General features: G+C 73.3%; 22 protein-coding genes. 11 read left to right on the forward strand and 11 right to left on the reverse strand.

What is annotated here, in order from left to right; translation table 11 throughout:
- Positions 1–3,212, reverse strand: a 3,212-nt coding sequence (locus tag ADK86_RS33290) for an amino acid adenylation domain-containing protein (RefSeq protein WP_199834523.1), incomplete at its 3' end; no start/stop codon positions are given.
- Positions 3,213–3,362: 150 nt separating this feature from the next.
- Here ADK86_RS33290 and ADK86_RS33295 point away from each other — a divergent pair.
- Positions 3,363–4,544: an amidohydrolase gene (locus ADK86_RS33295; RefSeq protein WP_053699963.1), complete on the forward strand. Its 1,182-nt coding sequence runs from the start codon at positions 3,363–3,365 to the stop codon at positions 4,542–4,544.
- A gap of 63 nt (positions 4,545–4,607) precedes the next feature.
- Here the strand turns inward: ADK86_RS33295 and ADK86_RS33300 are convergent, their stop codons facing one another.
- On the reverse strand, positions 4,608–5,606 hold the full coding sequence (locus ADK86_RS33300; protein WP_053699964.1) for an ABC transporter substrate-binding protein: 999 nt from the start codon (positions 5,604–5,606) through the stop codon (positions 4,608–4,610).
- Positions 5,607–5,775: 169 nt separating this feature from the next.
- Here ADK86_RS33300 and ADK86_RS33305 point away from each other — a divergent pair, with 169 nt between their 5' ends.
- On the forward strand, positions 5,776–6,570 hold the full coding sequence (locus ADK86_RS33305) for an ABC transporter ATP-binding protein (protein WP_053699965.1): 795 nt from the start codon (positions 5,776–5,778) through the stop codon (positions 6,568–6,570).
- Between the two features lie 76 nt (positions 6,571–6,646).
- Here ADK86_RS33305 and ADK86_RS33310 read toward each other — a convergent pair whose 3' ends face one another.
- The gene (locus ADK86_RS33310) at positions 6,647–7,858 is read right to left on the reverse strand and encodes a glycosyltransferase (protein WP_053699966.1); all 1,212 of its coding nucleotides are present in this window, start codon (positions 7,856–7,858) and stop codon (positions 6,647–6,649) included.
- Between the two features lie 292 nt (positions 7,859–8,150).
- Between ADK86_RS33310 and ADK86_RS33315 the strand changes: the two genes are divergently transcribed.
- The 3 genes from ADK86_RS33315 to ADK86_RS43990 are packed head-to-tail and all read left to right on the forward strand — an operon-like array spanning position 8,151 to position 9,894.
- Positions 8,151–8,918, forward strand: a complete 768-nt coding sequence (locus ADK86_RS33315) for a 2OG-Fe dioxygenase family protein (protein ID WP_078952425.1) — start codon at positions 8,151–8,153, stop codon at positions 8,916–8,918.
- A 54-nt stretch (positions 8,919–8,972) separates the two neighbouring features.
- Positions 8,973–9,635: a HemK2/MTQ2 family protein methyltransferase gene (locus tag ADK86_RS33320; protein ID WP_078952426.1), complete on the forward strand. Its 663-nt coding sequence runs from the start codon at positions 8,973–8,975 to the stop codon at positions 9,633–9,635.
- Positions 9,616–9,894, forward strand: a complete 279-nt coding sequence (locus ADK86_RS43990) for a CDGSH iron-sulfur domain-containing protein (RefSeq protein ID WP_053699968.1) — start codon at positions 9,616–9,618, stop codon at positions 9,892–9,894. The genes ADK86_RS33320 and ADK86_RS43990 overlap by 20 nt, the downstream gene beginning before the upstream one ends.
- A gap of 16 nt (positions 9,895–9,910) precedes the next feature.
- Here the strand turns inward: ADK86_RS43990 and ADK86_RS33330 are convergent, their stop codons facing one another.
- Together ADK86_RS33330 and ADK86_RS33335 are read right to left on the reverse strand one after the other, a co-directional pair.
- A complete protein-coding gene (locus tag ADK86_RS33330) occupies positions 9,911–10,921 on the reverse strand; it encodes an iron-containing redox enzyme family protein (protein ID WP_053699969.1) in 1,011 nt (336 codons plus the stop codon).
- A gap of 101 nt (positions 10,922–11,022) precedes the next feature.
- The gene (locus ADK86_RS33335; RefSeq protein WP_053699993.1) at positions 11,023–12,216 is read right to left on the reverse strand and encodes an FUSC family protein; all 1,194 of its coding nucleotides are present in this window, start codon (positions 12,214–12,216) and stop codon (positions 11,023–11,025) included.
- Positions 12,217–12,500: 284 nt separating this feature from the next.
- Between ADK86_RS33335 and ADK86_RS33340 the strand changes: the two genes are divergently transcribed.
- Together ADK86_RS33340 and ADK86_RS33345 are read left to right on the forward strand one after the other, a co-directional pair.
- Entirely contained in the window at positions 12,501–12,740 is a 240-nt protein-coding gene (locus tag ADK86_RS33340; RefSeq protein ID WP_053699970.1) for a hypothetical protein, read from the forward strand.
- A gap of 137 nt (positions 12,741–12,877) precedes the next feature.
- Positions 12,878–13,534, forward strand: a complete 657-nt coding sequence (locus tag ADK86_RS33345) for a hypothetical protein (RefSeq protein WP_053699971.1) — start codon at positions 12,878–12,880, stop codon at positions 13,532–13,534.
- Positions 13,535–13,606: 72 nt separating this feature from the next.
- Here ADK86_RS33345 and ADK86_RS33350 read toward each other — a convergent pair whose 3' ends face one another.
- Positions 13,607–14,671, reverse strand: a complete 1,065-nt coding sequence (locus tag ADK86_RS33350) for a cytochrome P450 (protein WP_053699972.1) — start codon at positions 14,669–14,671, stop codon at positions 13,607–13,609.
- Between the two features lie 49 nt (positions 14,672–14,720).
- A complete protein-coding gene (locus ADK86_RS45815; protein WP_394297255.1) occupies positions 14,721–14,801 on the reverse strand; it encodes a tryptorubin family RiPP precursor in 81 nt (26 codons plus the stop codon).
- 393 nt (positions 14,802–15,194) lie between these two features.
- Here ADK86_RS45815 and ADK86_RS33355 point away from each other — a divergent pair, with 393 nt between their 5' ends.
- The 4 genes from ADK86_RS33355 to ADK86_RS33370 all read left to right on the forward strand — a co-directional run bounded on the left by ADK86_RS33355 (position 15,195) and on the right by ADK86_RS33370 (position 19,872).
- Positions 15,195–16,637 carry an MFS transporter gene (locus ADK86_RS33355; protein ID WP_053699973.1) on the forward strand — a complete coding sequence of 481 codons (1,443 nt, stop codon included), beginning with the start codon at positions 15,195–15,197 and terminating at the stop codon, positions 16,635–16,637.
- 216 nt (positions 16,638–16,853) lie between these two features.
- The gene (locus ADK86_RS33360; protein WP_030601130.1) at positions 16,854–17,081 is read left to right on the forward strand and encodes a hypothetical protein; all 228 of its coding nucleotides are present in this window, start codon (positions 16,854–16,856) and stop codon (positions 17,079–17,081) included.
- 482 nt (positions 17,082–17,563) lie between these two features.
- Entirely contained in the window at positions 17,564–18,622 is a 1,059-nt protein-coding gene (locus ADK86_RS33365; RefSeq protein ID WP_078952429.1) for a tryptophan dimethylallyltransferase family protein, read from the forward strand.
- The gene (locus ADK86_RS33370; RefSeq protein WP_053699974.1) at positions 18,619–19,872 is read left to right on the forward strand and encodes a pyridoxal phosphate-dependent aminotransferase; all 1,254 of its coding nucleotides are present in this window, start codon (positions 18,619–18,621) and stop codon (positions 19,870–19,872) included. Before ADK86_RS33365 ends, ADK86_RS33370 begins: the two co-directional genes overlap by 4 nt.
- A gap of 25 nt (positions 19,873–19,897) precedes the next feature.
- Here the strand turns inward: ADK86_RS33370 and ADK86_RS33375 are convergent, their stop codons facing one another.
- The 4 genes from ADK86_RS33375 to ADK86_RS33390 are packed head-to-tail and all read right to left on the reverse strand — an operon-like array spanning position 19,898 to position 22,755.
- Positions 19,898–21,364, reverse strand: coding sequence for a cytochrome P450 (locus tag ADK86_RS33375; protein WP_053699975.1), 1,467 nt, complete (start codon positions 21,362–21,364; stop codon positions 19,898–19,900).
- On the reverse strand, positions 21,361–21,984 hold the full coding sequence (locus ADK86_RS33380) for a GTP-binding protein (RefSeq protein WP_053699976.1): 624 nt from the start codon (positions 21,982–21,984) through the stop codon (positions 21,361–21,363). Before ADK86_RS33380 ends, ADK86_RS33375 begins: the two co-directional genes overlap by 4 nt.
- Positions 21,965–22,336 (reverse strand): DUF742 domain-containing protein, encoded by a 372-nt coding sequence (locus tag ADK86_RS33385; protein ID WP_053699977.1) that lies wholly within the window; start codon positions 22,334–22,336, stop codon positions 21,965–21,967. Before ADK86_RS33385 ends, ADK86_RS33380 begins: the two co-directional genes overlap by 20 nt.
- The gene (locus ADK86_RS33390) at positions 22,333–22,755 is read right to left on the reverse strand and encodes a roadblock/LC7 domain-containing protein (protein ID WP_032915423.1); all 423 of its coding nucleotides are present in this window, start codon (positions 22,753–22,755) and stop codon (positions 22,333–22,335) included. Before ADK86_RS33390 ends, ADK86_RS33385 begins: the two co-directional genes overlap by 4 nt.
- Positions 22,756–22,768 lie beyond the last annotated feature (13 nt).

The following is a 22,768-nucleotide window of genomic DNA, read 5'->3' on the forward strand; positions in this document are numbered from 1 at the left end:
CCCCGGGCCCCCGCATCGCCGCCCCGGGCCCCCGCGGCCACCCCGCCAGCCCCGGTCGCTCCGCCACGTCCGGTCGCCCCGCCAGGCCCAGCCGAGCCGCCAGACCCAGCCGAGCCGTCAGACCCGGTCGTGCCGCCAGGCCCAGCCGAACCGTCACGCCCAGCCGTGCCGTCCCCAAGCCCCCGCAGCACCGCATAAGCCTGCAGCCGCTTGCCCTGAGGGGTGTCGCGGGCGATCACCGCGGCCTGGGCCACGGACGGGTGGCGGGCCAGGACGGCCTGGATCTCGCCGAGTTCGATGCGGAAGCCGCGGATCTTGACCTGGTCGTCGGTGCGGCCCAGGAACTCGACCGTGCCGTCCGTCCGGCGCCGCACCAGGTCCCCGGTGCGGTACATCCGGCCGCCGGGCTCGCCGTGCAGCGCGCCGTACGGGTCCGCGACGAAGCGTTCGGCGCTCAGGTCCGGCCGCCCGAGGTAGCCCCGGGCCAGGCAGGCGCCCGCCACGTACAGTTCGCCGGTGACGCCGTCCGGCGTGGGGCGCAGGCAGGAGTCGAGGACGTAGACCCGGGAGCCGCGCACCGGCCGCCCCTCGGGGGCCTGCCCGACGCCGCCACTCACGGCCCCGGCCCCGACCCCGACCCCGACCCCGGCCCCGGTCTCGGTCCCGACTCCGGCCCCGGCCCCGGGCTCGCGCTTGGCCCCGGCCCCGCGCTCGGCCTCGCCCACCGTCCAGTAATACGCGTCGACCGTCGTCTCCGTGGGCCCGTAGAGGTTGACCGCGTGCAGTCCCTCGGTCGCCGTCAGCCGCTCCCACAGCGGTGCGGGTACGGCCTCGCCGCCGACGACGAGTACGGCCGGGTGGTGCCGGCCGTCGTCCAGCAGTCCTTCGGCCAGCAGGGCTTCGGCGTAGGAGGGGGTGACGTCGAGGTAGTCGATGCGGTGCTCGGCCACGTACCGGGCGAGCGCGGCGGGGTCGCGGTACGACGCGTCGTCCAGCAGGTGCAGTTCGTGCCCGTGCACCATCCACAGCACCGGGTCCCAGGACGCGTCGAAGGCGAACGACGCGCTGTGCGCGACGCGCAGCCGTTCCCGGCCGGTGCGGGCGACGGCGGGCGCGATGTGGTCACGGCCGTGCCCGGCGTACAGGTTGGCGAGCGAGGCATGGCCGACCACGACACCCTTGGGGCGGCCGGTCGAGCCGGAGGTGTGGATGACGTACGCGGCCTGGCCGGGCGCGGGCGGCGTGGCGGGCGCGTCGGCGGGCTGCGCGGCGAGCGAGGCGGCCGTGCCGGGGTCGTCCAGCGTGACGACGGGCAGGCCGTGCGCCGGGAGTCCGGCGAGCGTCGCGGCCGTACCGATCACGCAGACGGGTCGGGCGTCTTCGAGCACGGCCAGCGTCCGGGCCGCCGGGTGCCCGAGGTCGAGCGGCTGGCAGACGCCGCCCGCCTTCAGGACCGCGAGGAGTGCCGCCATCATGTCGGTGCCACGCGGCAGCGCGAGGGCGACGGGCCGTTCCGGTCCGGCGCCCAGTCCGGTCAGCAGGTGGGCCAGCCGGTTGGCGGCAGCGTCCAGTTCGGCGAAGGTCAGGGCGGTGCCGCCGGTGCGGACGGCCACCGCCCGCGGGGTGCGGGCGGCCTGTTCGGCGAAGTACTCGGTGAGGGTGCGGGCGGCGGGCGCCTCGGTGCGCCCGGCCGTGACGCGGCGTATCCCGGCCGGGTCCAGCAGGTCGACGGTGCCGATGGGGCGGTCCGGGTCGGTCAGCAGCAGTTCGGTGAGCCCGTCGAGGTAGCGCAGGAACGTTTCTTTGTGTCCGGCGAGTTCGGCGGGCGCGTACCGGCCCGTGTGGGCGTCGAGGCTGATGCGCAGTCCGCCGTCGGCGCCGGGCGCGGCAGTGACGGCGAGGTCCTCGACCGGCCCGGCGGCGAGGTTGTGGACGGTGCCGGGCAGCCCCGCGAAGTCCAGGTCGGCGTCGAACGGCTTGATGTTGACCATGGGTCCGGTCAGCGGTGTACCGGCGGAGGAGAGCGCGAGGTCGCGGCGGATGTCGGCCTGCGGGTAGCGCTGGTGGCGGCGGACCGCGCGGATTTCGAGGACGACGCGGCGCAGCAGTGCGGCGCCGGTGTCCTGAGGACGTACGGCGATGCGCAGCGGCAGGACGTTGACGGTCATGGCCGGGGTGCGCAGCGCGGCGGGGCCGCGCCGGTTGGTCAGCGGCAGGCCGAGCACGATGTCCTCGGCGCCGGTGACGCGGTGGAGGTGGCCCGCGGTCGCGGCGACGACGAGTTCCGCCCAGGTGGCCTTGACCCCTTCGGCGGCCCGGGTGAGCCGGTCCAGGGCCGCGGCGGGCAGGCCGGTACGGGCGCGCAGCACGTCGCCCGCGCCGATGGCATCGGCGAGCGAGGCCGCGCCGGTGCCGGCGGCCTCCCGCGCGCCCGCTCCACCCCCGGCGGACCCGGCGGACCCGGCGAACCCGACGGACCCGGCGCCCCCGCCCGCAAGCGTCACCGGCTCCGGCCGTCCCGCCATCCGCCCGGCCCAGAACTTACGGTCGATCGTGTACTGCTCGCTGTCCAGGTACCGCCGCTCGTCCTCGACCAGGTCGCGCAGCGGCGCGAACCGGGTGGCCGCGGGTTCCTGTCCGGTGGCGAGGGCGGTGTAGACCTCGGCGACCCGCTGTCCGACGAGCTGGAGGGCATATGCGTCGACCGCGATGTGGTGGACGCGCTGGTACCACCAGTACCGGTCGTCGGCGACGCGGAACAGCGCCTGCGTCATGAGCTGTCCGGCCTCGCCCGGGTCGGCGGCGCGGGTGAGGTCGGCGTGCATCCAGTCGCGTGCCGCTTCCTCGGCGGGCCGGTGCCCGCCGCGCAGGTCGGCGCGGTGCAGCAGCCGGTCGGGGGCGGGCGGCGCGAGGTGCTGCGCGGGGATGCCGTCCGTCTCGCGTACGCACACGCCCAGCGTCTCGGCCTCGGTGACGGTGCGCAGCAGGGCACGCTCGAACAGTGCCTCGTCCAGCGGCCCCTGGATCTCCACCACGTCCGCGGTGTTCAGGGCCGGGCTCTTGGGATCGATTTGACTCGCGTAATGAATGCCGGCCTGCGCGGTGAGCAGGGGGAAGTCCTCGGGCCCCGCGGACCCGGGAACGCCCGGCGAGGGGGTGCCGGGGCGCGGCGTCGCCGTGGGGGCTGCCTGGTCGAGCGGACGCTGATGCATGTGTGTGACAACTCCCGGGGAGAAATCCGACCTTCGCGCACCGGCCGGGACAGCCCGCGCGCAAACTTAGGGAAGCCTAAGTTATTTTTTACTCTTCTGTGGTGCCGCCGACCGCTGCGGGCACCGGCCACCGAGCCCGAAGAGGAGACGATGACGTCCGCCACCACCCCCGCCCCCGGGTCCGCCGTAGCGCCCGCCGCCGTCAAGGACGCCGTACGGCAGCACATCGCGGACCGGCGCGGCGCCCTGCTGGACCTCAGCCGCCGTATCCACGGCTGTCCGGAGACGGCCTTCACCGAGCACCGCGCCGCGGCCTGGTGCGCCGAGCTGCTGCGCGAGCACGGTTTCGCCGTGACCGCGCCCGCCCACGGCCTGGACACCGCGTTCGTGGCCACCGCCGGGACCGGCCCGGTCACGGTGGCGATCGCCTGCGAGTACGACGCGCTGCCGGACCTCGGCCACGCCTGCGGCCACAATCTGATCGCGGCGGCCGGTGTCGGCGCGGCGCTGGGCCTGGCCCCGTTCGCGGCGGAACTGGGCCTGACCGTGCGGGTGGTGGGCACGCCTGCCGAGGAGCGCGGCGCGGGCAAGGCGCTGCTGCTGGAGGCCGGTGCGTTCGGCGGGGTGGACGCGGCGATGATGGTGCACCCGTGTCCGTTCGAGATGTCCGACTTCCGGTCGTTCGCGCTGGGCACGCTGTCCGTCACGTACACCGGCCGTACCGCCCACCCCAGCCTCAACCCGCACGAGGGCCGCAACGCGGCCGACGCGCTGACGGTCGCACAGGTCGCCCTCGGCCTGCTGCGCCAGCAGTTGCCGCCGCAGTGGCGGGTGCACGGCGTCACGACGTCGGCGGGCTCGGCGCCCAACGCGATACCGGACCGCGCGACGGCCGAGTACGAGATCCGCGCCGAGGCCGCCGAGGACCTGCGCGAGCTGCGGGAGCGGGTGGAGGCGTGCTTCCGGGCCGGGGCGCTGGCGACCGGCTGCGAAGTGGCCCTGGAGCGCCCGGAGCCCGACTACCTGGACTTCCGCGGCGACCCGGGCCTGATCGCCCTGTGGGAGGCGAACGCGCGCACCTTGGGCCGGCCGGAGCCGGTCGTGCGCGGGCCCTTCGCCTGTACGGACATGGGCAACGTGTCGCACGTGGTGCCCTCGATCCATCCCGTACTGGACATCAGCGGGGGCGCCTGCGGGCCGCACGAGCCGGAGTTCGCCGCGGCGGCGGTGTCGCCGGCGGCCGAGCAGGCCCTGCTGGACGGCGCGGTGGGCCTGGCCTGGACGGCCGCGGACTTCGCGTACGGCAGGAACGGCGGCGCGGCCGGGGCGTGACGGAGCGCCGGTGGCACCCGGGGGTGCCACCGGCGTCCGGACGGCCGTGCGGGCCGCCGCGGCTCAGGACTTGGACAGCGCCTTGCTGATGTCGTTCATGACGACATCGCCGGCGAGCGGGCCGCCGCGGGTGGACCAGACGGAGCCGTCGACGGTCGCCACGTGGTTCTTCCGGACCGCGCCCAGCTCCTTGTAGGCGGGCTTGGTCTGCACGTCCTTGAGGGCCTTCTCGCCGTCGGAGGTCAGCGTGGACAGGAACAGCCAGTCGCCGTCGATCTCGTTGATCTTCTCCAGGCTGAGCGACGGGGTGTGCGCGTTGCCGTCCTTGTTCTGGTTGGCGGGCCGCTTCAGGCCCATCTCCAGGGCGACGCCGCTGGCGAACTGCTTGCGCTCCATCCAGCTCGGCCCGTCCTGGTTCCAGCGGACGATGGAGACGGCGGCGCCCTTGTTGGCGCCCAGCTTCTCGCCCGCCGCCTTGGCGGCCGCCTCGTGGTCGGCGATGACCTTGTTGGCGTCGTTCAGCTTGTTGACGGCGTTTCCGATGCCGCGGAAGGAGATCTTCCAGTCGTCGGTGGGCGCCATGGTGACCAGGGTGGCGGGGGTGATCTCGCGCAGCTGCTTGAGCACCTGCTCGTCCTGCATGTCACCGGCGAGGATCAGGTCGGGCTTGGCGGCGATGACCTTGTCCATGACCGGCTTGAGCAGACCGCCGACGACGTCGATGCCCTTGACCTTGTCGGCCAGGTAGGCGGGCGGCTTGTCCAGGCCCTGTCCGTTGGTGATGCCGACCGGCTTGATCTTCAGCGCCAGCACCGCGTCCAGGTCCTCCTGGGTCAGCGTGACGATCCGCTGCGGGTGGGCGGGCACCTGGACGACCTTGCCGGTGGCGTCCTTGACCGTACGGGTCTCGCCGGACGCCGCGTCCTTGCCGCCGTTGTCCTTGGAGTCCGCGCCGGCGTCCGAGCCGCAGCCGGTCAGCAGCAGCGTCGCGGCCCCGAGGGCGGCGACGGCCGCGGCGGCACGGCGTCGGGTGGTCAGAAGTGAGCGGCGGGACACGGTCATCGAGGACTCCGGGTTCAATGGGACACGAGGTGCGGACGGCATACGGGTGGCCGCCGGAAGCAGCCACAACGTGGCCGATTCGCGTTAAGGTTAGCCTTACCTTATGACAAAATGGCAAGAGGTGTGACACGCCTGTGACCACCCTTGCCCCGGAGAAAGGCCGGCCCCAGTGGAACTCCGCGTCGAGCAGCTCACCGCCGGATACGCCGGGCACCCGGTCGTCGACCGGGTGGACCTGACGGTCGAGTCGGGCACGGTGGTGGCGGTGGTCGGCCCCAACGGCTGCGGCAAATCCACCCTGCTGCGCTGCCTGGCCCGCCTCCACGAGCCGGAATCGGGGCGGGTGTTCGCGGGCGACGCGGACGTGTGGCGGCTCAAGCAGCGGGAGGCGGCCCACCGCATCGCGCTGCTCCCCCAGTCCCCCCAGGCGCCCGAGGCGGTCACCGTCGCCGGGCTCGTACGGTACGGACGCCACCCGCACCAGGGCCTGTTCCGCCAGTGGTCGCGCGAGGACGAACGGGCCGTGACCCGCGCCCTGGAGCAGACCGGCACCAGCGCCCTGGCCGGCCGGCGCCTCGACCAGCTCTCCGGCGGCCAGCGCCAGCGCTGCTGGCTGGCCATGGCGCTCGCCCAGGAGACCCCCGTCGTGCTGCTCGACGAGCCGACCAGCGCCCTCGACATCGGGCACGCCGTGGAGGTGCTGGACCTGGTGCGCGAGGTCGCGGCGGGCGGGCGCACCATCGTCATGGTCGTCCACGACCTCGCGGCGGCGGCCCGCTACGCCGACACGGTCGTCGCGATGCGCTCGGGCCGGGTGGTCGCCGCCGGCCCGCCGCGCGAGATCATCGACGCCGCGCTCGTGAAGGAGCTGTACGGCGTGGACGCGGAGATCCTCGCCGCCCCCTCCGACGGCGCCCCGGTGGTCGTACCGACGGCCCGCGCGGCGGAACCCGTACGGTCCTGACGGCCGCCGCGGTCACCCACACGCGGACGGGCCCGCCGTACGACGGACCCGTCCGTGGGTGTGGCCGGAAAGTGCCTCAGGCAACCAGCTTCTCCAGGTCGGCGACGACCTGCCCGATGTCCGGCAGGGCGAGGCTCGCGAGCTGCGCCCGCCGGCAGCGCGCGGCCGTCTCGCGGTCGGCCAGCAGCTCCCGGCAGACGGCTGCCACGGCGTCCGGGTCGGTGTCGGTGAGGTGCCGGCCGAGGCCCAGTTCCTGTACGCGCTCGGCGTTGGGCAGCTGGTCGCCGAAGTTCGGCAGCACCGCCATGGGCGTGCCCGTGCGCACCGCTTCGCGGATGCTGTTGTAGCCGCCGTGGGTGACGAACAGGTCGGCGCACTCCAGCAGCAGCGGCTGCGCGAGGCGGTCCGTCAGGTGGACGTGCGGCGCGGGCTCGACGCCGCCGGCCGCTTCGATGCCGCCGGTCGCCACCACGGCCGTGCACTCCAGCCGGGACAGGCCCGCGATGATGGTCGCCAGCTGCTCCGCCGGGTCGGTCATGCCCACCGGCAGCGGGGTGCCCGGGGGCAGCACCTCGCGGAACATCGGCAGCGCGGTGCCCACCGCGGCGAACACCAGCGGCCGGTCGGCGGGGAGTTCGGCGACCCAGCCCGGCAGTCCGGCGGTGCGGTCCACCACGGTGGTCTGGCGGTAGGCCAGTACGGTGGCCGGGAACCGTGCGAAGGAGTACTCGGCGGGCAGGTAGTCGAAACGGCCGTGCGGGTAGAGCGACCCGGGCTCCTCCTGCACGGGCAGCCCCAGCTGCTCCCGCAGCCGGTTCAGCGCCGGGAGCAGCGCCGCCGGGTCGAGGATGTTGACGGTGCCCGCGGGGATGGGCAGCTGCGGGATGCCGAGCTGTTCGGCGAGCAGGCAGGCGCCGATGTCCATGCCGTCCCGGATGATCGCGTCGGGGCGGAAGTCCCGGGCCAGCTCCGCGAGGACGCGGTGGCCTTCGAGGGCCATGTCGCCGGTGAGGCGGTCGACCAGGACCTTCAGGTGCGCTTCCTGGCCGCCCTCCGGCGCGTCGGCCCCCGCCGCCTCGGCCGCCTCGGCCGAGGCCCGCCCCATCGCGCTGAAGTCGATGCGCGGCAGGGTGGGCTCGACCGTCACGGGGTCGGCGGCGAAGACCGGCGCCACGTCGGCCGTCGTGACGACCGTGACCTCGTGTCCGGCGCCGGCCAGCGCGCGGGCCAGCGGCAGCAGGGCTCGGCCGTGCGAGGGGGAGCCGGTGGCGGTGCACAGGACGCGCATGGTGTTCCTCAATTCTGGGCCGGTGGGAGGTTCGATCACCGTAGAAAGCCGCGAAAACACGTGTCAAAGACGGGTGACGGCGGTCGGCGACATTGAGTCATTCCCAGGGGAAAGGGCTTGTAAAGAGGAGGTGGGTGTGGGCAAAGGCGTCCCGCATCCGGGGCCGCGGCGTGATCCGGAGCGGGGTGCCGCACGCTCCGCCGCCCGCAAGATGCGATCAGCGGCGGGGCGCCACACGATGGGACCACGCAGGCGCCGCGGCGCACGGCCGGCAGGAAGGCGGACACCCGACGTGGAGCACATCGAAGAGCGCTCGGCGCCGTCCGGAACCGGCGGAGCGGACGGGGCCGCGTCCCCGGTCGAGGCCGCCCGCTCGTGCCTGACCCGCTCCTCCGTCTGCCTGATGTCCCCGGCCTCGGTACGGGAGCACCTGGGCGCGGACGACGAAGCCTGGGCGCGCTTCGCCGCGCACTGGGACGAGCTGGGCGAGGACCGGTACGCGGCCGAACGCGGGACCCGCAGGCTGCGCCGCTACGGACAGTTCTCCCTCACCCCGGCCACCGGGGAGCTGGAGCGGCTGCCCCACACGCCGTTCGTCCAGCCGGAGGACACCAACCCCCTGTACGAGACGGTGGACCGCGACTTCGAGCCGCTGACCGACACGTTCGCCGCCGACCCGCTGCTGCGCCCGCTGTTCGACCTGCTGGCACAGGCGGCGGCCGCGCTGGACGACGCCGGGCGCTGGATCGTCAAGGTGCACCCGTTCCGGGTCGTCGCGACCGCCGGCGACGAGGGCAACCCGACCCCGGAGGGGCGGCACAAGGACGGGGTGACGCTGGTGTCCTCACTGCTCGTCAACCGGGAGAACGCGGTCGGCGGCCAGAGCTGCGTCTACACGCTCGACGGGCGGGAGCTGCTGTGCACCACCCTGCACCGTCCGGGCAGCCTGCTGCTGTCGGACGACCGGGACTCGCTGCACTGCGTCTCCCCCATCCGGCCGATGGACATCACGGCGCCCGCCTACCGCGACGTACTGGTGACCACGCTCACCGCCGCATAGCCGCGGCTCCGCCCCGGGCTGCAAGGAATGGTGCGACCGGGGTACCCGTGGCGGGTGTTCTTCATCAGACCGCCGGGCGTGTACGCGCCCCAGGAAGACACCGGGATGCTGGCCGCGGCGCTCCGGCGGGAGACCCTGCGGCCGGGCGCGGAGGTGCTGGACGTGGGGGCGGGCAGCGGGGCCCTGGCGGTCGCCGCGGCCCGGCACGGTGCCGGGCGGGTCACCGCCGTGGACGCCGCGCTCGCCGCCGTGCTGACCACCCGGTTGAACGCCTGGTTCGCCGGGCACCGGGGCCAGGTGCGCGCGTACCGGGGCGACCTGCTACGCCCGGTGGCCGGGCGCCGCTTCGACCTGATCATGGCGAATCCGCCGTACGTGCCCAGTGCCGCACCGGTGCCGCCGCGCGGCGGCCGGGCGCGGGCGTGGGACGCCGGGCCCGACGGCCGGGCCGTGCTGGACCGGCTGTGTGCCCAGGCGCCCACGCTGCTCGCCCCGGACGGCGTGCTGCTGATGGTGCATTCGGGGCTCTGCGATCCCGTCCGGACCGTGGAACTGCTGGCCGGGGCCGGGCTGAAGGCCGCCGTCACCGACCGGCGGTCCATCCCTTTCGGGCCCGTGCTGCGGCGGCGCGCGCCCTGGCTGGAGGCCCAGGGGCTGACGGCTCCGGGCCAGGACAAGGAAGAGCTGGTGGTGGTCCGTGCCCAGCGCCCCGCGTGAGGAGCAGGAGCCGGTACGAGAGTGCGCGCACGGCGGGCGCGAGGACGCCCGCCGGGTCGTCCAGGACCCCGGGGGCCCGGTGCTGATCGAGGGCCCTGTCGAGGTGCAGCTCGACGACGGTACGACGGCCCGTTCGGACCGCCCTTTCGTGGCGCTGTGCATGTGCCGCCGCAGCCGGTCCTATCCCTGGTGCGACACCAGCCACCGCGGGCGCAAGCGGCCTCCGGGGCCGCGCGCCCGGACCACCGGGGACTCGTGAAACAACGGTCGGGGCTTCAGAGCGGGGCGAACAGCGAAGTCCGGCCCGCCTGCCACGCGTCGAGCAGATGCGCGCCCAGTCGCTCCTCCAGCAGGTCGGTGGCGGCGATGCCGAAGGCCACGTCCGGCGCGAGGGCGGGCTCCTCGCGCAGCAGTCCCCGTACGACCTGGTGGCGCACCAGCTGTTCGTGCACGGCGTCGGCCTCGACGTGCTCGGCGTAGAAGTGCACGGCGGCCGGTCCGGCGTCCAGCCGCTCCAGCGCCTGCGCGAGGCGGCGCGAGCCGGGTGACGAGGTGACCTCCACCCAGGCGAAGTGGCCGACCAGGGCGCCCCGGTGCGCGCGGTGCAGCCCGAAGAGCGACATGAGGTTGTTGACGGCGAGCATCTGCCGCGGGCAGACGCCCAGGTAGTGGCCGTAGGCGGGGTCCAGGCCGAGGTCGGCCAGGAGGCCGGCGAAGAGCCGCGCGTGCACCCGCTCCGCGCGTCCCGCCCCGAACTCGTCGTACTCCACCGCCATCATCCCGGCCTTGGCCTGGCCCCACAGGCGCGGCACGACCCACAGGTGGGGGTCGGCCTCTTTGAGGTGGTACAGGGACCGCTGGGCCGCGTACTCGCGCAGGTGCCACAGTTCGCCCTCGTCGCGCAGGAAGTACGACACGCCGGTGCCGTCGGCGGGCTCCACCAGCAGGCCGTCGAGCAGCGCGGTCACCTCGCCCGGCCGTGGGAGGTCCGCGCGCAGCGCGCCGAGGAAGCCCTTCTCCAGCAACGCCCGGAAGCGCAGCAGCTCCGGGTCCCACTCCCAGGTGTCGGGCACGGCGTCGAAGCCGCGGTAGTGCAGTTCGTAGCAGAGGGCCAGGGCGAGGTGGAGGTCGTCGCCGTACGGGTCGGCGGCGGCCACCGTACGGGCGTCCGGCAGCCGTACGGTGCCGGGCGGCCGCTCCAGCGCGGAGACGACCGCCGCCGACAGGTCTCCGCGTGCCGGGGGGCGTCGCACGTCGCGGTCCTTCCCTTCACCCGACCGGGGCATGGTGTGCCGTGTGGTTCACGGGTGCCCCGGGGGTGCCCGGGAAAACGCGGGCGGCCCGTCCCTGCGCACGGCGGGTGACCTGCCCGTACGCCCGGCCGGGGTCACCCGGCCCGCCGCTCTTCCGCCGCCGGCTCGCCGGACACGTCCGAGCGGGCGAAGTTGGTCAGTTCGTACAGCAGCTGCTTCATCTCCACGAGCAGTTCGCCGCCTGCCGCGGTGGCCGCGGGGTCGTCCAGCCGCCGGAACTCGTCCGCCAGCTCGTCGTACAGCTCCTGGGACCGGTGGCGGGCCGCGTGGTAGCGCTTCTCCGCGTCCTCCCGCTCGTGGCCGGCCAGCAGGTCCGCCTCGGCCTCGCAGAGCGCCGCCGCCTCGTCCGCGAGGTCGGCGTAGCGCCGCAGGAACTCGGCGCCGGGCGTGGTCAGGCGGGCCCGTTCCCCGGAGGCGCCCGACAGGGTGCGGGTGATGGCCCCGAGGTGGTCGGCGGCGCGTTCCCACACGGTGTCGGCCTTCTCGGGCGGCGGCGGGGGCGGTCCGGTACGGCGCAGCCGGAAGCCGGGGTTGAAGCGGGAGCTCTCGGCGGTCCACTGCCGGGCGCTGGCCAGCGCTTGCAGCACCTGGCCGAGGCGGCGCGCGCGGTCATGCCAGCCGGCCGCATCCGTCGCGCTCCACTCCTCGTCGCGCAGGCCCGCGGCCATCGTCCGCAGCAGTTCGGCGGACTCCCGGGGCAGCCGCCGGAGCTGGTCGTGCACGTTGCGCAGGTGCACCGGCGGCAGGACGAGGGCGTTGACGGCGACGCCGATGACCGCGCCGATCATGGTCTCGACGAGCCGGTGGCCGACCTCGGTCAGGGAGTAGGCGCCGTAGGTGATGACGAACAGGGCGGTGGTCGCCCCGTAGATGCCCTGGGCGCCCAGTCTGCGGTGGGTGCCGACCAGCGTCATCACCGGCAGCACCAGAAGCATGGCGCCCAGCGTGCTGCCTTCGGTCGCGGCCATCGCGGCGGACGCGAGCAGCGCGCCGAGCACGATCACCACGAGCTGCTGGAGTCCGGAGCGCAGCGAGCGGTAAACGGTGGCGTCGACCAGTGCCAGCGCCGTCCAGGGCGCCATCAGGGCCAGCGGCGCGTTCAGCCACCAGCCCGTCAGCGCCCAGGCGACGGTCGCCGCGCCGGCCGCCTTCAGCGACTGGACGACGGTGTCCCGCTCCGGCCCGGAGTGCCGTACCGCGGTCCGCACCGTACGGCCGACCGCCGTCGCCTCCCACCACAGCCGCCGCCACGCGGCCAGGGCCCGCACCTTCGCCAACTCCGCCTCCCGGGCCGCTCCCGCGCTGGTCAGGACCGGGCGGTGCCCGGTGGTACGGCGCGCTGGGTACCCATGATCGGCGGGAGTAGTCGTACGGCGGGCGGGCGCCGCCCTCGAACACGCTCGCCGCCCTCTCGGCCGCCCGGGTGATCCCCGGCCCCCGTAAGGGTGGTCACGCGGGCCGGGGCGCTTCGCCGGCACGTCCGTCCGCATTGACTTGGGTGCACCCCGCGCGCCCTCCCCCCGTCCCCGACCCCCGTGGAAGTCACGTTCTGATGCGTATTCGTTCCGCCGTCATCACCGCGGTCGCCGCTGCCGGTGCCGCCGCCCTGGTCCCGCAGCCCGCCGCCGCCTCGGGGTCGAGCCCGGTGGTCTCCTCCCTCACCGATTCCAAGGCCGTGGAGTTGCTGCGCATCCCGTTGAGTGAGCGCAATGTCGAGCTGGCCCTGGACGCCGTCGAGACGGTCGCCCGGCCGCTGAACATGGAGAAGGGCGCCTCGTTCACCGGCCGGTGACACCCGGCGCCCGCAGGGCGCACACACGTACGAGTCACCGCGCGTGTGCGCCCCCGTCTGCGCCTGTCCGCCCCCTTGTCCCGGCGGGACGGTGGTGTCCGAGACCGGTACACCGGACCGCGGACGAGGAGAGCGAAGTGATCCACATCAGTGAGACGCTCATGCTGCAGACGGTCGAGGAGTTCCTGACCGAGGAGGAGATCTCCCGGCTGCTCAAGATCATGGACAGCGAGGCGGCCGGCTGGCGGCCCCGCCACCAGGCCGAGGTGCTCCCGGCCCCGGCGACCGCACACGAGGTGCTGGGCGAGGCCACCCTGCGGGCACTGCCCGCGATCCGGCGCAGCATGCCGTCGATCGCCGGGTCCGGACACTGGGGCTACACCGAACTGGCCGTGGGCCAGGGCGTGCCGACCCACCTCGACGGGATCAGCAGCCCGCGCACCCCGCCCCGGCGCATCGGCCGGATCGGTGTGACGATCGCGGACGCGACCGAAGGCGGCCGCTTCTACATCGAGACCACGTCGGACAGCGCGCCCTGGACCGACACCCTGCTGGGCGCGGCCGACGGGTACGAGCCGGGCACCCCGATGAGCCGCAGCCTGCCGCACGGCCCCGCGGCCCACGAGCGGACGCCGCAGTGGCTGAGCGCGCCGCGCAAGAGCCGGTGGCTGACCGACGCCGGGCCGGGAGTGGCCGTCGCGTACGGCGCCCAGGTCATCCACGGGGTGACGCCGGTGCTCCGCGGCCGGGTGCGCAAGTTCGTCACCGACCTCGTGGACACAGCGGCGGCCTGACGGCGCACGGCCGGGTGCGTGCGGGCTCGTGGAGCCCGCACGGGGCCGCTCCCCCATCAGGCTGCCGGCTGCTCAGCGCCGTACGACCGACACCCTCGACACCCCGAGCAGACCGGCCAGCGGCACTTCGGCGGACTTCTGCTCCGGGCTCACCGCCAGGCCCTGTTCCCGCACCAGGTCCAGCAGCCGTTCGGCCAGCGGCATGACCATGTGCCGTCCCCAGCACCGCTCGTTCGCGTGCCCGAAGGGCAGATAGCCGGGCTGGTCGTCGGCGTCGAGGGCCGCCCAGCGCTCGGGCCGGAACTCGTCCGGCGCGTCCCACAGCCGCGGATCGCGGTGGCTGAGCAGCGGCAGCAGCAGGACGTCGTCGCCCGCGCCGATCCGGTCGTCGAGGGCCGCGAACTCCGGTGACGCCACGCGCAGCAGGTTCCACGAAGGCGGCAGCAGCCGCATCGACTCGTACAGGATGTGACGGTTCGGTATGTGGTCCTCGAAGGGCGACCCGAGCCAGAGCGCGTTGGCGACGAGCGTGGACACGGTGAAACACACCGGTGCCGCTGCCCGCCGGTACAGGCCCATCGCGTACCGCCGGTCCCCGTAACCGGCCGCGGCGGCGGCGAGACCCGCCAGCCGGGACACCGGCGCACCGGCTCCCGGGCAGCCCGGCAATGCCGCGCCCGCCGCGATCACCGTCCAGGTCAGTTTGGGCGTCCATTCCAGCTTGCGGTCCACGAGCACCCGCAGCCGCATCGGGTCGGACCCGAAAACCAGGTCCCGGAGATAAAGGTGCGCCGCCCGCGGCCATTCCCCCGACAGGTCGGCCGCCGCGCCGCCTTTGCTGTCGGGCCCGGCCGGCCTTTCCAGTGCGGCGCGCACATCCAGGGAAACGGCCCGCATGACCGCGGAGGATTCGGGGCGGCTGATGGGCCGGCCCTGGAGGGGTTTGAAGGTGGGCCGTTCGGCCGCGTTGGCCGGTCTGCTGCGCAGCACGGCGTCGATCAGCGCGGGCCCGGCGACGCCGACCGTGTCGGCCTCCAGCCGGAAGACGTCCGCGCCGCGGTGCTCGCTGAGGAGCCGGCCGAGCCGCGGCGTGAAGACCGTGACCCGGTCGCTCCGTTCCGTACCGTACGTACGCATCGGCGGCCTCCGAGAGCCTGGATGAGGGAACTACCGGGTCACGTGCCGATCAGTACCAGATGTACCAGGCGTAGGACTTCAGGCTCTTCTCCGCCTTCAGCTTCTTCTTGAGGGAGTTGATGAGCTTCATGACAGCACCTCCGGGACAGTGGACCGACTGAACCGAACACTGACTCCTGCGGGCCGGAACGCGGAATACCCATGCTCCGCCACTGAATCCGGCTTTCCGCTTTTCGTCAGGGGAAAGTGAAGCCCAGCGGCGAAAGGTACGTCAATGTGGTCAAGGTCACCGCAAATTCGGGGTATTGGGGGTTTCGTCGGCGAACGGGGCCGAAGGGACGGGCTGTACGGAACGTGCGCCCCGGCGTGGGAAATCGCCGCCGCGCCCGCCCCCGGAGGCGGATAACGCCACTTCCCCGGCGGTGACTGCCACCTCCGGGTGCCGCCTTCCACGCTGGTCCGCGACCGGCCCCGGGCTGCCCGCCCGGGGCCGAGGCGTCGACAACGCTGGAGGGGATTTCCGATGACCGCTGAGCGCGTGCTCGCGCCGCCCGGTGCGGCGTACCGATGGCGGTGGTGGGCGCTCGCCGCCCTGCTGCTCGCCGAGGCGATGAACCTGCTGGACGCGACCATCGTGCAGGTCGCGGCGCCGGCCGTGCACGCCGATCTGGGCGGTCCGGTGTCCGACGTCCAGTGGTTCACGACGGCCTACACCCTGCCGTTCGCGGTACTGCTGATCACCGGCGGGCGCCTGGGCGACATCGCCGGGCGGCGGCGGATGTTCGTGCTGGGCGTCACGGGCTTCCTGCTCGCGTCCGTCGCCTGCGCCCTGGCGCCCGGCGCCGGCTCGCTGATCGCCTTCCGTGTGGTGCAGGGGGCCGCGGCGGCCGTGGTCATTCCGCAGACCATCGGCCTGATCAAAGCGATGTTCGCGGGTGCGGAGCTGGCCCGCGCCCTGGGCACCATCGGCCCGGTGATGGGGCTCGCCGCCGTCTGCGGACCGGTGCTCGGCGGCTTCCTCACCCACGCCGACCTGTTCGGCTCGTCCTGGCGGGCGGCGTTCCTGGTGAACGTCCCCCTGTCGCTGCTCGTCCTCGCCCTGTCGCCCAAGCTGGTGGACCACCGCGCCCCGCGGCGCCCGGCCCTCGACCTGACGGGCACACTGCTGGCCATGGCGGGCGTCGGGCTCGTCGTCCATCCGCTGATCGGGGCAGACCTCGCCGCGCTGTCCGGGTGGAACTGGGCCTCCGTCGGGGCCGGACTGCTGCTGATGGCCGTCTTCGTCCGGCATCAGCGCGGTGCCGTCGCCGCCGGGCGCAGCCCGCTGGTGGAGCCGAGGCTCTTTGCACACCGCAGGTTTCCGGCCGCGCTGGTGGCCTCGGCCTCGTTCTTCGCGGTGACCAACGGCCTGATGATGGTGATCGTGCTCCAGCTTCAACTGGGCCTGCACGTGACCGTATTGGCGGCAGGGCTCACGCTGGCACCGTGGTCGGCCGGTCTGGCCGTGGCGTCCTGGGCGGCCGGTGCCCGCCTCGTCCCGCGCTTCGGGCACCGGACGATGCCGCTCGGACTCGCTGTGCTCCTGGCCGGCGCGCTGGCCGCCATCGCCGTGTACCGCACCGCGGACCCGACGGCCTACCCCGCACCACTGCTTCCGGCGCTCGCGGTCGTCGGCCTGGGGGCCGGCCTCTTCACCCCGGCGTTCTTCACCGTCGCGCTACGGCCGTTGCAGCCGCAGGAGATCGGCTCGGCCGCCGGGCTGCTGAACGCGGTCCAGCAGCTGGGCGCGACCCTCGGCGTCGCGGTCCTCGGCAGCGTCTACCTCCACGCCGCCGGGCCCGGCGGCGCCGCGGCCTCCCTGCACGCCGTGCAGGTCGCGTTCTGGTCCGCCGTGGCGCTGACGGTGATCAGCCTGGTGGCGGCCAGGATGATGACCGGCGGGCCGGAGGCGGGAACGGTTCACTGATCCGCCCGTACGGCACTCCCCCGACCCGACCGGTACGCGTGAACCTTTCGCCGCACGCGGCCGATCGGCGTACGGAACGGCGTTTCCCGGGACGTATCGGCTCGTTGGGCGTGGACGAGCCTTGTCCGGCAAACCGGCCTCCGCCGGGCCGCGGGAAGGCTCTCGCGTCCGGGGCGCTGGGCTCCGGCGCCAGAGAGAGGACGACCTGTGCGAAAGATGAGCTACGCCCTGGCCGCGGCCGTCGCGCTGAGCGGCATGCTGTTCACGGGAGCGACCGCCGAGGCCGCCGCCACCGCCCGCACGCAGGCGCAGCCGAGCGGTCCGCCGTTCCCGTACGCCGACTGCGTCAAGGTGGTGAAGAAGCAGTACAAGGGCAAGAAGGACCCGAAGGCGACCTGCGACGCGCTGGTGCGCAAGGGCTACATCAAGAAGCCGGGCACCTGATCCGGCCGCTCCTCCCGACACCGGGCCGCGCGCCCCGGGCTCCGCGCCCGGGCCGCGGGGCCCGGCCGGAGCCCCGTACGGGACCGGTCCGGGCGCCCGCGCGCACGTCTGTCAGACGGTAGCGCGCGCACTTCCACGGCGAACGCCGCGCACGCCCCTTGTGCGCCGGTGGCGGCCGGGGCAAGCTTCGTTGATGGTAAAAGCAACCCGGTTCTGAGAAACGGCCGCAGCTCGCGAGGATAAGGGCAGTATCCGGGCGGCCTGTTGCATGACGCTTATGGGGACCGGGAGCGCGGGAACGACTCCTCCTTTCGTCGATTCCCTTGTGGACGCAGCGTCAGAAGCGTCCTGCCCTATTGGTACTGGCCGACCGGCCGGCGAGGAACGCGCGCAGTTTGGCGAGACCACGTACCCGGGACAGGGAAAGGGGTTCCATGTCGTCTCCAGGCACGGTTCCACCAGTATGCGGCGGCGTGACGTTCATGGACTACGGAGTTTCCACCCTCAGGCGGCTGCTCGGCAGCGCGGGCCTGAACGTCGAACAGGGTGCGAGGGTTCTGCGCAGGATGCTCTCACCGTGGGGAGAGCGGCGGATAGGAACACATCCGGACTGGCGTTCCGATGTCTGCGCCGACGGTTCGCCGATCGAGTTCTCCGCCGCCTTCTCGCGCGAGCGCACGCAGATACGGGTGCTCGTGGAGGCCGTACCGGACCGGCTGAGCACATCGGCCGCACAGAAGTCGGCACTCGGCCTCACCCGCGGACTCACCGAGGATTTCGGCGCCGTCGACGACCGTCTCGCGGCGGTCCACGACCTGTTCCTGCCGGACGACGGCCCGGCCGGATTCGCGATGATGCACGCCGTCGTCTTCTCGCCGGACAGCGCCCCCGAGTTCAAGGTCTATCTGAATCCGGACGCCGACCGGCGCATGACCGCCGTCGAGCGGACGCGCGAGGCGCTGGGCCGCCTGGGATTCGGCAAGGCGTGGGACGCGATCAGCGAATACGCCCGCCGGGGATTCGACCTCGACAGGATCGTCTACCTGGGCCTCGATCTGGTGGACGGCCCCCAGTCGCGCGTGAAGGTGTACTTCCGCCATTACGACATTCCCCCGGCCGAACTGGACGCCCGCATGCGGGTATCGCTCCAGCACGAGCCCGGATTCCTGGAGGATTTCTGCCAGGCACTGACCGGCAACGGCGGTGAGGCGCGGCCCCAGCCGCTCGTCAGCAATCTGACGTTCACGGCGGTCGGCGAACACACACCGGTGTCCGCCACGCTGTACGTCCCGCTGTGGGTGCACGCGGAGAGCGACCGGACCATACGGGACCGCATCAGCTCCGTCATGGCCCGCATGGGCCTGCCCGCCGGCCGTTACCGGGCGCTGCTGAGCCAGGTGGCGCGGCGCCCGCTGGCGGGCGGCCGCGGCATCCACACGTACGCGTCGGCGCGGATGCAGCACGGCCGCCCCCGTATGACCACGTACTGGTCGCCGGAACTCTACGACCGGTATCCGCCCGCCCGATACCAGCGGGGGTGAGCACCGTGCCGCGCCACGACGCGCTCCGTTCGCTGTTCGACGACGCGCGGGTCCGCCCCGACCTGCTGCGGCGGCGCTCGCCCGTCCGCTGGGGCGCGGTCCCGTCCGACGTCATTCCGCTGACGGCGGCCGAGCCGGATTTCCCCGGGCCGCGAGTGGTCCGGGACGCGGTGATCGAGGCGGTCGCCGACGGCTATTTCCCCTATGCGGCACCCGAGGGGTCCGAGGAACTCCGGGAGACCTTCGCGGAAGTGGCCGAGGCCCGCCACGGAATCGGAAATCACCCCGATCGCGTGGTGCCGGCCCCCGGCACGGCGGCGGCGCTGTGGGGCGTGGTCCGCCTGCTCTGCGCAGAAGGCGACGAATGCATTGTGCTGGACCCGGTGGACCTGCTCTTCGGCCAGGCCGTCGATGCCGTGGGAGCCCGGCGCGTCTACTGCCCGGTGGACAAGAAGACCGGGCAGCTGGACACGGACCGGCTCGCCTCATTGGTGAATTTGCGCACCGCGCTGATCTGCCTGTGCAATCCGCACAATCCCTTGGGCACGGTCTTCGGCGAGGCGACGCTCCGGGCGGTGGAGGACATAGCCGCCGCCCACCGCGTCCCGATACTTTCCGACGAGGTGTGGAACGAAATCGTGTACCCGCCCGGGAAGCACATCAGCATGGCGCGCCTGGACACCGGGAACAGCCGGCGCGTCTACACGGTGACCGGTCTTTCCAAGACGTTCGCGCTCCCAGGGCTGCGCATGGGCTTCGTCATCGCCCCGACCCCGCGGGCGGCGGACGCTTTGCGGCTCGCCTTCCAGCGCCTGGGCGCCGCGTACAGCATGACGCCCTGCACCCAGGCCGGCGCCCTGGCCGCCCTGCGCCACGGCTGGCCCTGGCGCGACGCATTCCTGGAACACCTGCGGGACATGCGGAATTACTGTGTGGACCGGCTGAATGCGATACCGGGCTTTTCCTGCGGCCGCCCGGACGGTACGTACGTCCTGTTCCCCGATGTGTCGGCGCTCGGGCTGAGCAGCCGGGCGATGGGCGAATTCCTGCTGGCGAAAGCGCGGGTGGCCGTGGTGCCCGGCACGGCCGAGTGGTTCGGCCCGGCCGCCGAGGGCAATATCCGTATCAGCTACGCCACTTCGCGGGCCGTGCTGGAAGAGGCGCTGCACCGCATCGCGGGCGCCGTCGGAGAACTCGTACCCGGTGGCCCGGCCGCGCTCCGGGCCACCGGGACGCCGCAGCGGGCGTGACCGGCGTACCGGCCCCGTCCGTGCATCAGCCGCGCAGCCATGCCTTCAACGCGGCCCACCAGGACGTACGCCCCTTGGGCACGGGAGCCGCCGGGGGCGGGCCGGGCGGGGGCGTGGCCGGGGGCTCGGCCGCGGGCAGGGAGCCGTCGTCCGGGGTGGTGCCCGGCAGGCGCTCGAAGGCCGTACCGGCGGACGCGCCGGAGTGCGCGGGCCGGGAAGCGCTGAACGTCACCGGGAGGCTGGTCAGATGGCGTGTCATCCAGCCCGACGTCCAGCGCAGTTCCTCCTCGGGGATGCGCAGCCGTACGTCGGGCAGCCGGGCCATCAGCGTGTCGATGCCGGTGTCGGCGATGGCGCGGCCGATGTTCTGGCCGGGGCACTCCTGCGGGCCGCTGCTGAAGGCGAGGTGCGAGCGGTTGCCGTGCAGCGGGATCGAGGGGTCCGGCCGGACGGCCGGATCGTGGTTCCCGGCGGCCAGGCTGAGCAGCAGCATGTCCCCCGCCTCGATCTTCTGGCCGCCGACCTCCGTGTCCACCGCGGCCCAGCGGCCGGGGATGGTCATCAGCGGCGGTTCGCTCCACAGCACCTGCTCCACCACGTCGGGCAGCGTCATCTGCCCGCCGGCCAGCGACGCGTGGCACCGGGGGTCGGTCAGCACCATCCGCAGCGTGCTCTTGAGGAGGTTGACGGTGGTCTCGTTCGCGGCGATCAGGACGACCCGCAGGTGGTTCCACACCTCCTCGTCGGTCAGCCGGGAGGAGTGGTCTATCAGCCAGGACGTGATGTCGTGCCCGCGGGTGGTGTGCTTGCTCCGTACCAGCTCCATGAGGGTGTCCACGATGAACGCGTTGCTGGCCACCGAGGTCGCGGTGCCCGCCACCATGTCCCGGCTGGCGGCGACCAGCCGGGGCCCGTACTCGTCGGGCATGCCCAGGAGCTGGGTCAGCACGAGCATGGGCAGGTGTTCGCAGAACTCCTCGGCCAGGTCCGCCTCCCCGCGCTCGGCGAAGCCGTCCACCAGCTGGTGGGTGAAGCGGGTGATGTGCCGCCGGATGCCCCGGCGATTGAAGCGGTCCAGGCTGTCGGTGACGGCCAGGCGCAGCCGGTTGCGCTCCTCCCCGTCCAGGAACAGGCACACCGGCTGCCAGGCGATCATCGGGAGCAGCGGCGAGTCCGGCGGGACCCGCCCTTCCCTGAACCAGCGCCAGTTGCGCGAGTCGCGGCTGAAGCGGGCGGGCGTGCCGGCGACCTCCAGGATCTCGCGGTAGCCGAGGACGAGCCAGGCGGGCAGGTCACCGTCCAGCAGGACGGGCGCGACGGCCCCGTGCCGGGCGCGCAGGCGCTCGTACAGGCCCATGGGGTCGGCGGCCGCCTCGGGGCCGAAGAGCCGGGCCAGTCCGTCGGCGGTGCCGGGCCGGGCGTGTGCCGGGCACTCCGGAGGCGGCGTGGCGGCCCACGTGGTGCCGGGCTGTTCGGGAAAAGGGAAAGTCACCGTGGCTCCGGAGTCGTGGTGGTGAGGGTGTGCAGATAGCGCATGAGGGTCAGCAGGCCGTCGCGGCTGGAGCCGCGTTCGCGGGCGTCACAGTCGATCACCGGCACCTCGTCGGGGATGTCCAGGGCCTGCCGGAGCTCGGAGACCGGGTACGACGGGGCGTCCGGGAAGGCGTTGACGGCGACGATGAAGGGCACACCGCGCTCCTCCAGGCGGCCCATCACATCGAAGCTGTCCTCCAGCCGCCGGGTGTCGACGAGGACCACGGCGCCCAGCGCGCCTTCGAAGAGCCCGTTCCACAGGAACCAGAAGCGCTGCTGGCCCGGGGTGCCGAAGACGTACAGGACCAGCCGGTCGTTGAGGGTGATCCGGCCGAAGTCCATCGCCACGGTGGTCTCGCTCTTGCGCTCGACACCGGCGAGGTCGTCCACGCCGGCCCCGGCCTGCGTCATGATCTCCTCGGTGGTGAGCGGTCTGATCTCGCTGACCGAGCCGACCAGGGTGGTCTTGCCGACGCCGAAGCCGCCGACGATCACCACCTTCACCGCCGTGCTGACCGAGGCCGGCAGGACGTCCTCGCCCCGCGGGCCTACGACGGGTTCAGAGATTCTGTAGTCCATGCATCACCGCCTCCAAGAGTTCGATGTCGGGCAGCGACTTGGCCGGGACCGACGCCCGTGCCTCGACGTGGCCGCTCGCCAGAAGTTCCGTCAGCAGTACGGTGACCACGCTGACCGGCAGGTGGAGGTACGCGGAGACTTCGGCGACGGACAGCGGGTAGTCGCAGATGCGGACGATGGCGGCGAGCTCCGGCTGCATGCCGGGACCGGCCTCGCCGCGGCTCACGATCAGCGTGACCATGTCGAGGGGGGCCTGCCGTCCGGCCGGTTTCCGGCCGGAGGTGAGGACGTAGAGCCGTTCGGGCCCGCCCTCTTCCCAGGCCCGTCCCTTCTTCTGCTCGGGGTCGCTCATGGGATCTGCCGGTCGGACCGCGGCGGACTGGAGAGGTGCTGGCCGATCCGGGCGACCAGGTCGCGCATCCGCTGCCCCATCAGGCCGGCGTCCACGTCGTCGTCGGCCAGCACCGCCAGATACGCTCCGGCACCGGCCGCCATCAGGTAGAAGAAGCCGCCGTCGACCTCGACGACGACGAGTTTCATCCGGCCGTCGCGGTGCGGGAACTCGGCGGCGATGGCCGCCGACAGGCTCTGCAGCCCGGCGCATGCGGCGGCGAGGCGGTCGGCGGTGTCGGTGTCCGTACCGCACTGCGCCATGCACAGGCCGTCCGAGGACAGCACCACGACGTTGCGGGTCTGCGGGACGCTGGACGCCAACTCCTCCAGCATCCAGTCCATGTTGAGCCGCTGCTGTGTGGCCACTTGCTCACTCATCCTTATCTGCTGG

Source organism: Streptomyces sp. NRRL F-5755 (genome assembly GCF_001279365.1).
In the GTDB taxonomy this organism is placed as follows: Bacteria; Actinomycetota; Actinomycetes; order Streptomycetales; family Streptomycetaceae; genus Streptomyces; species Streptomyces rimosus.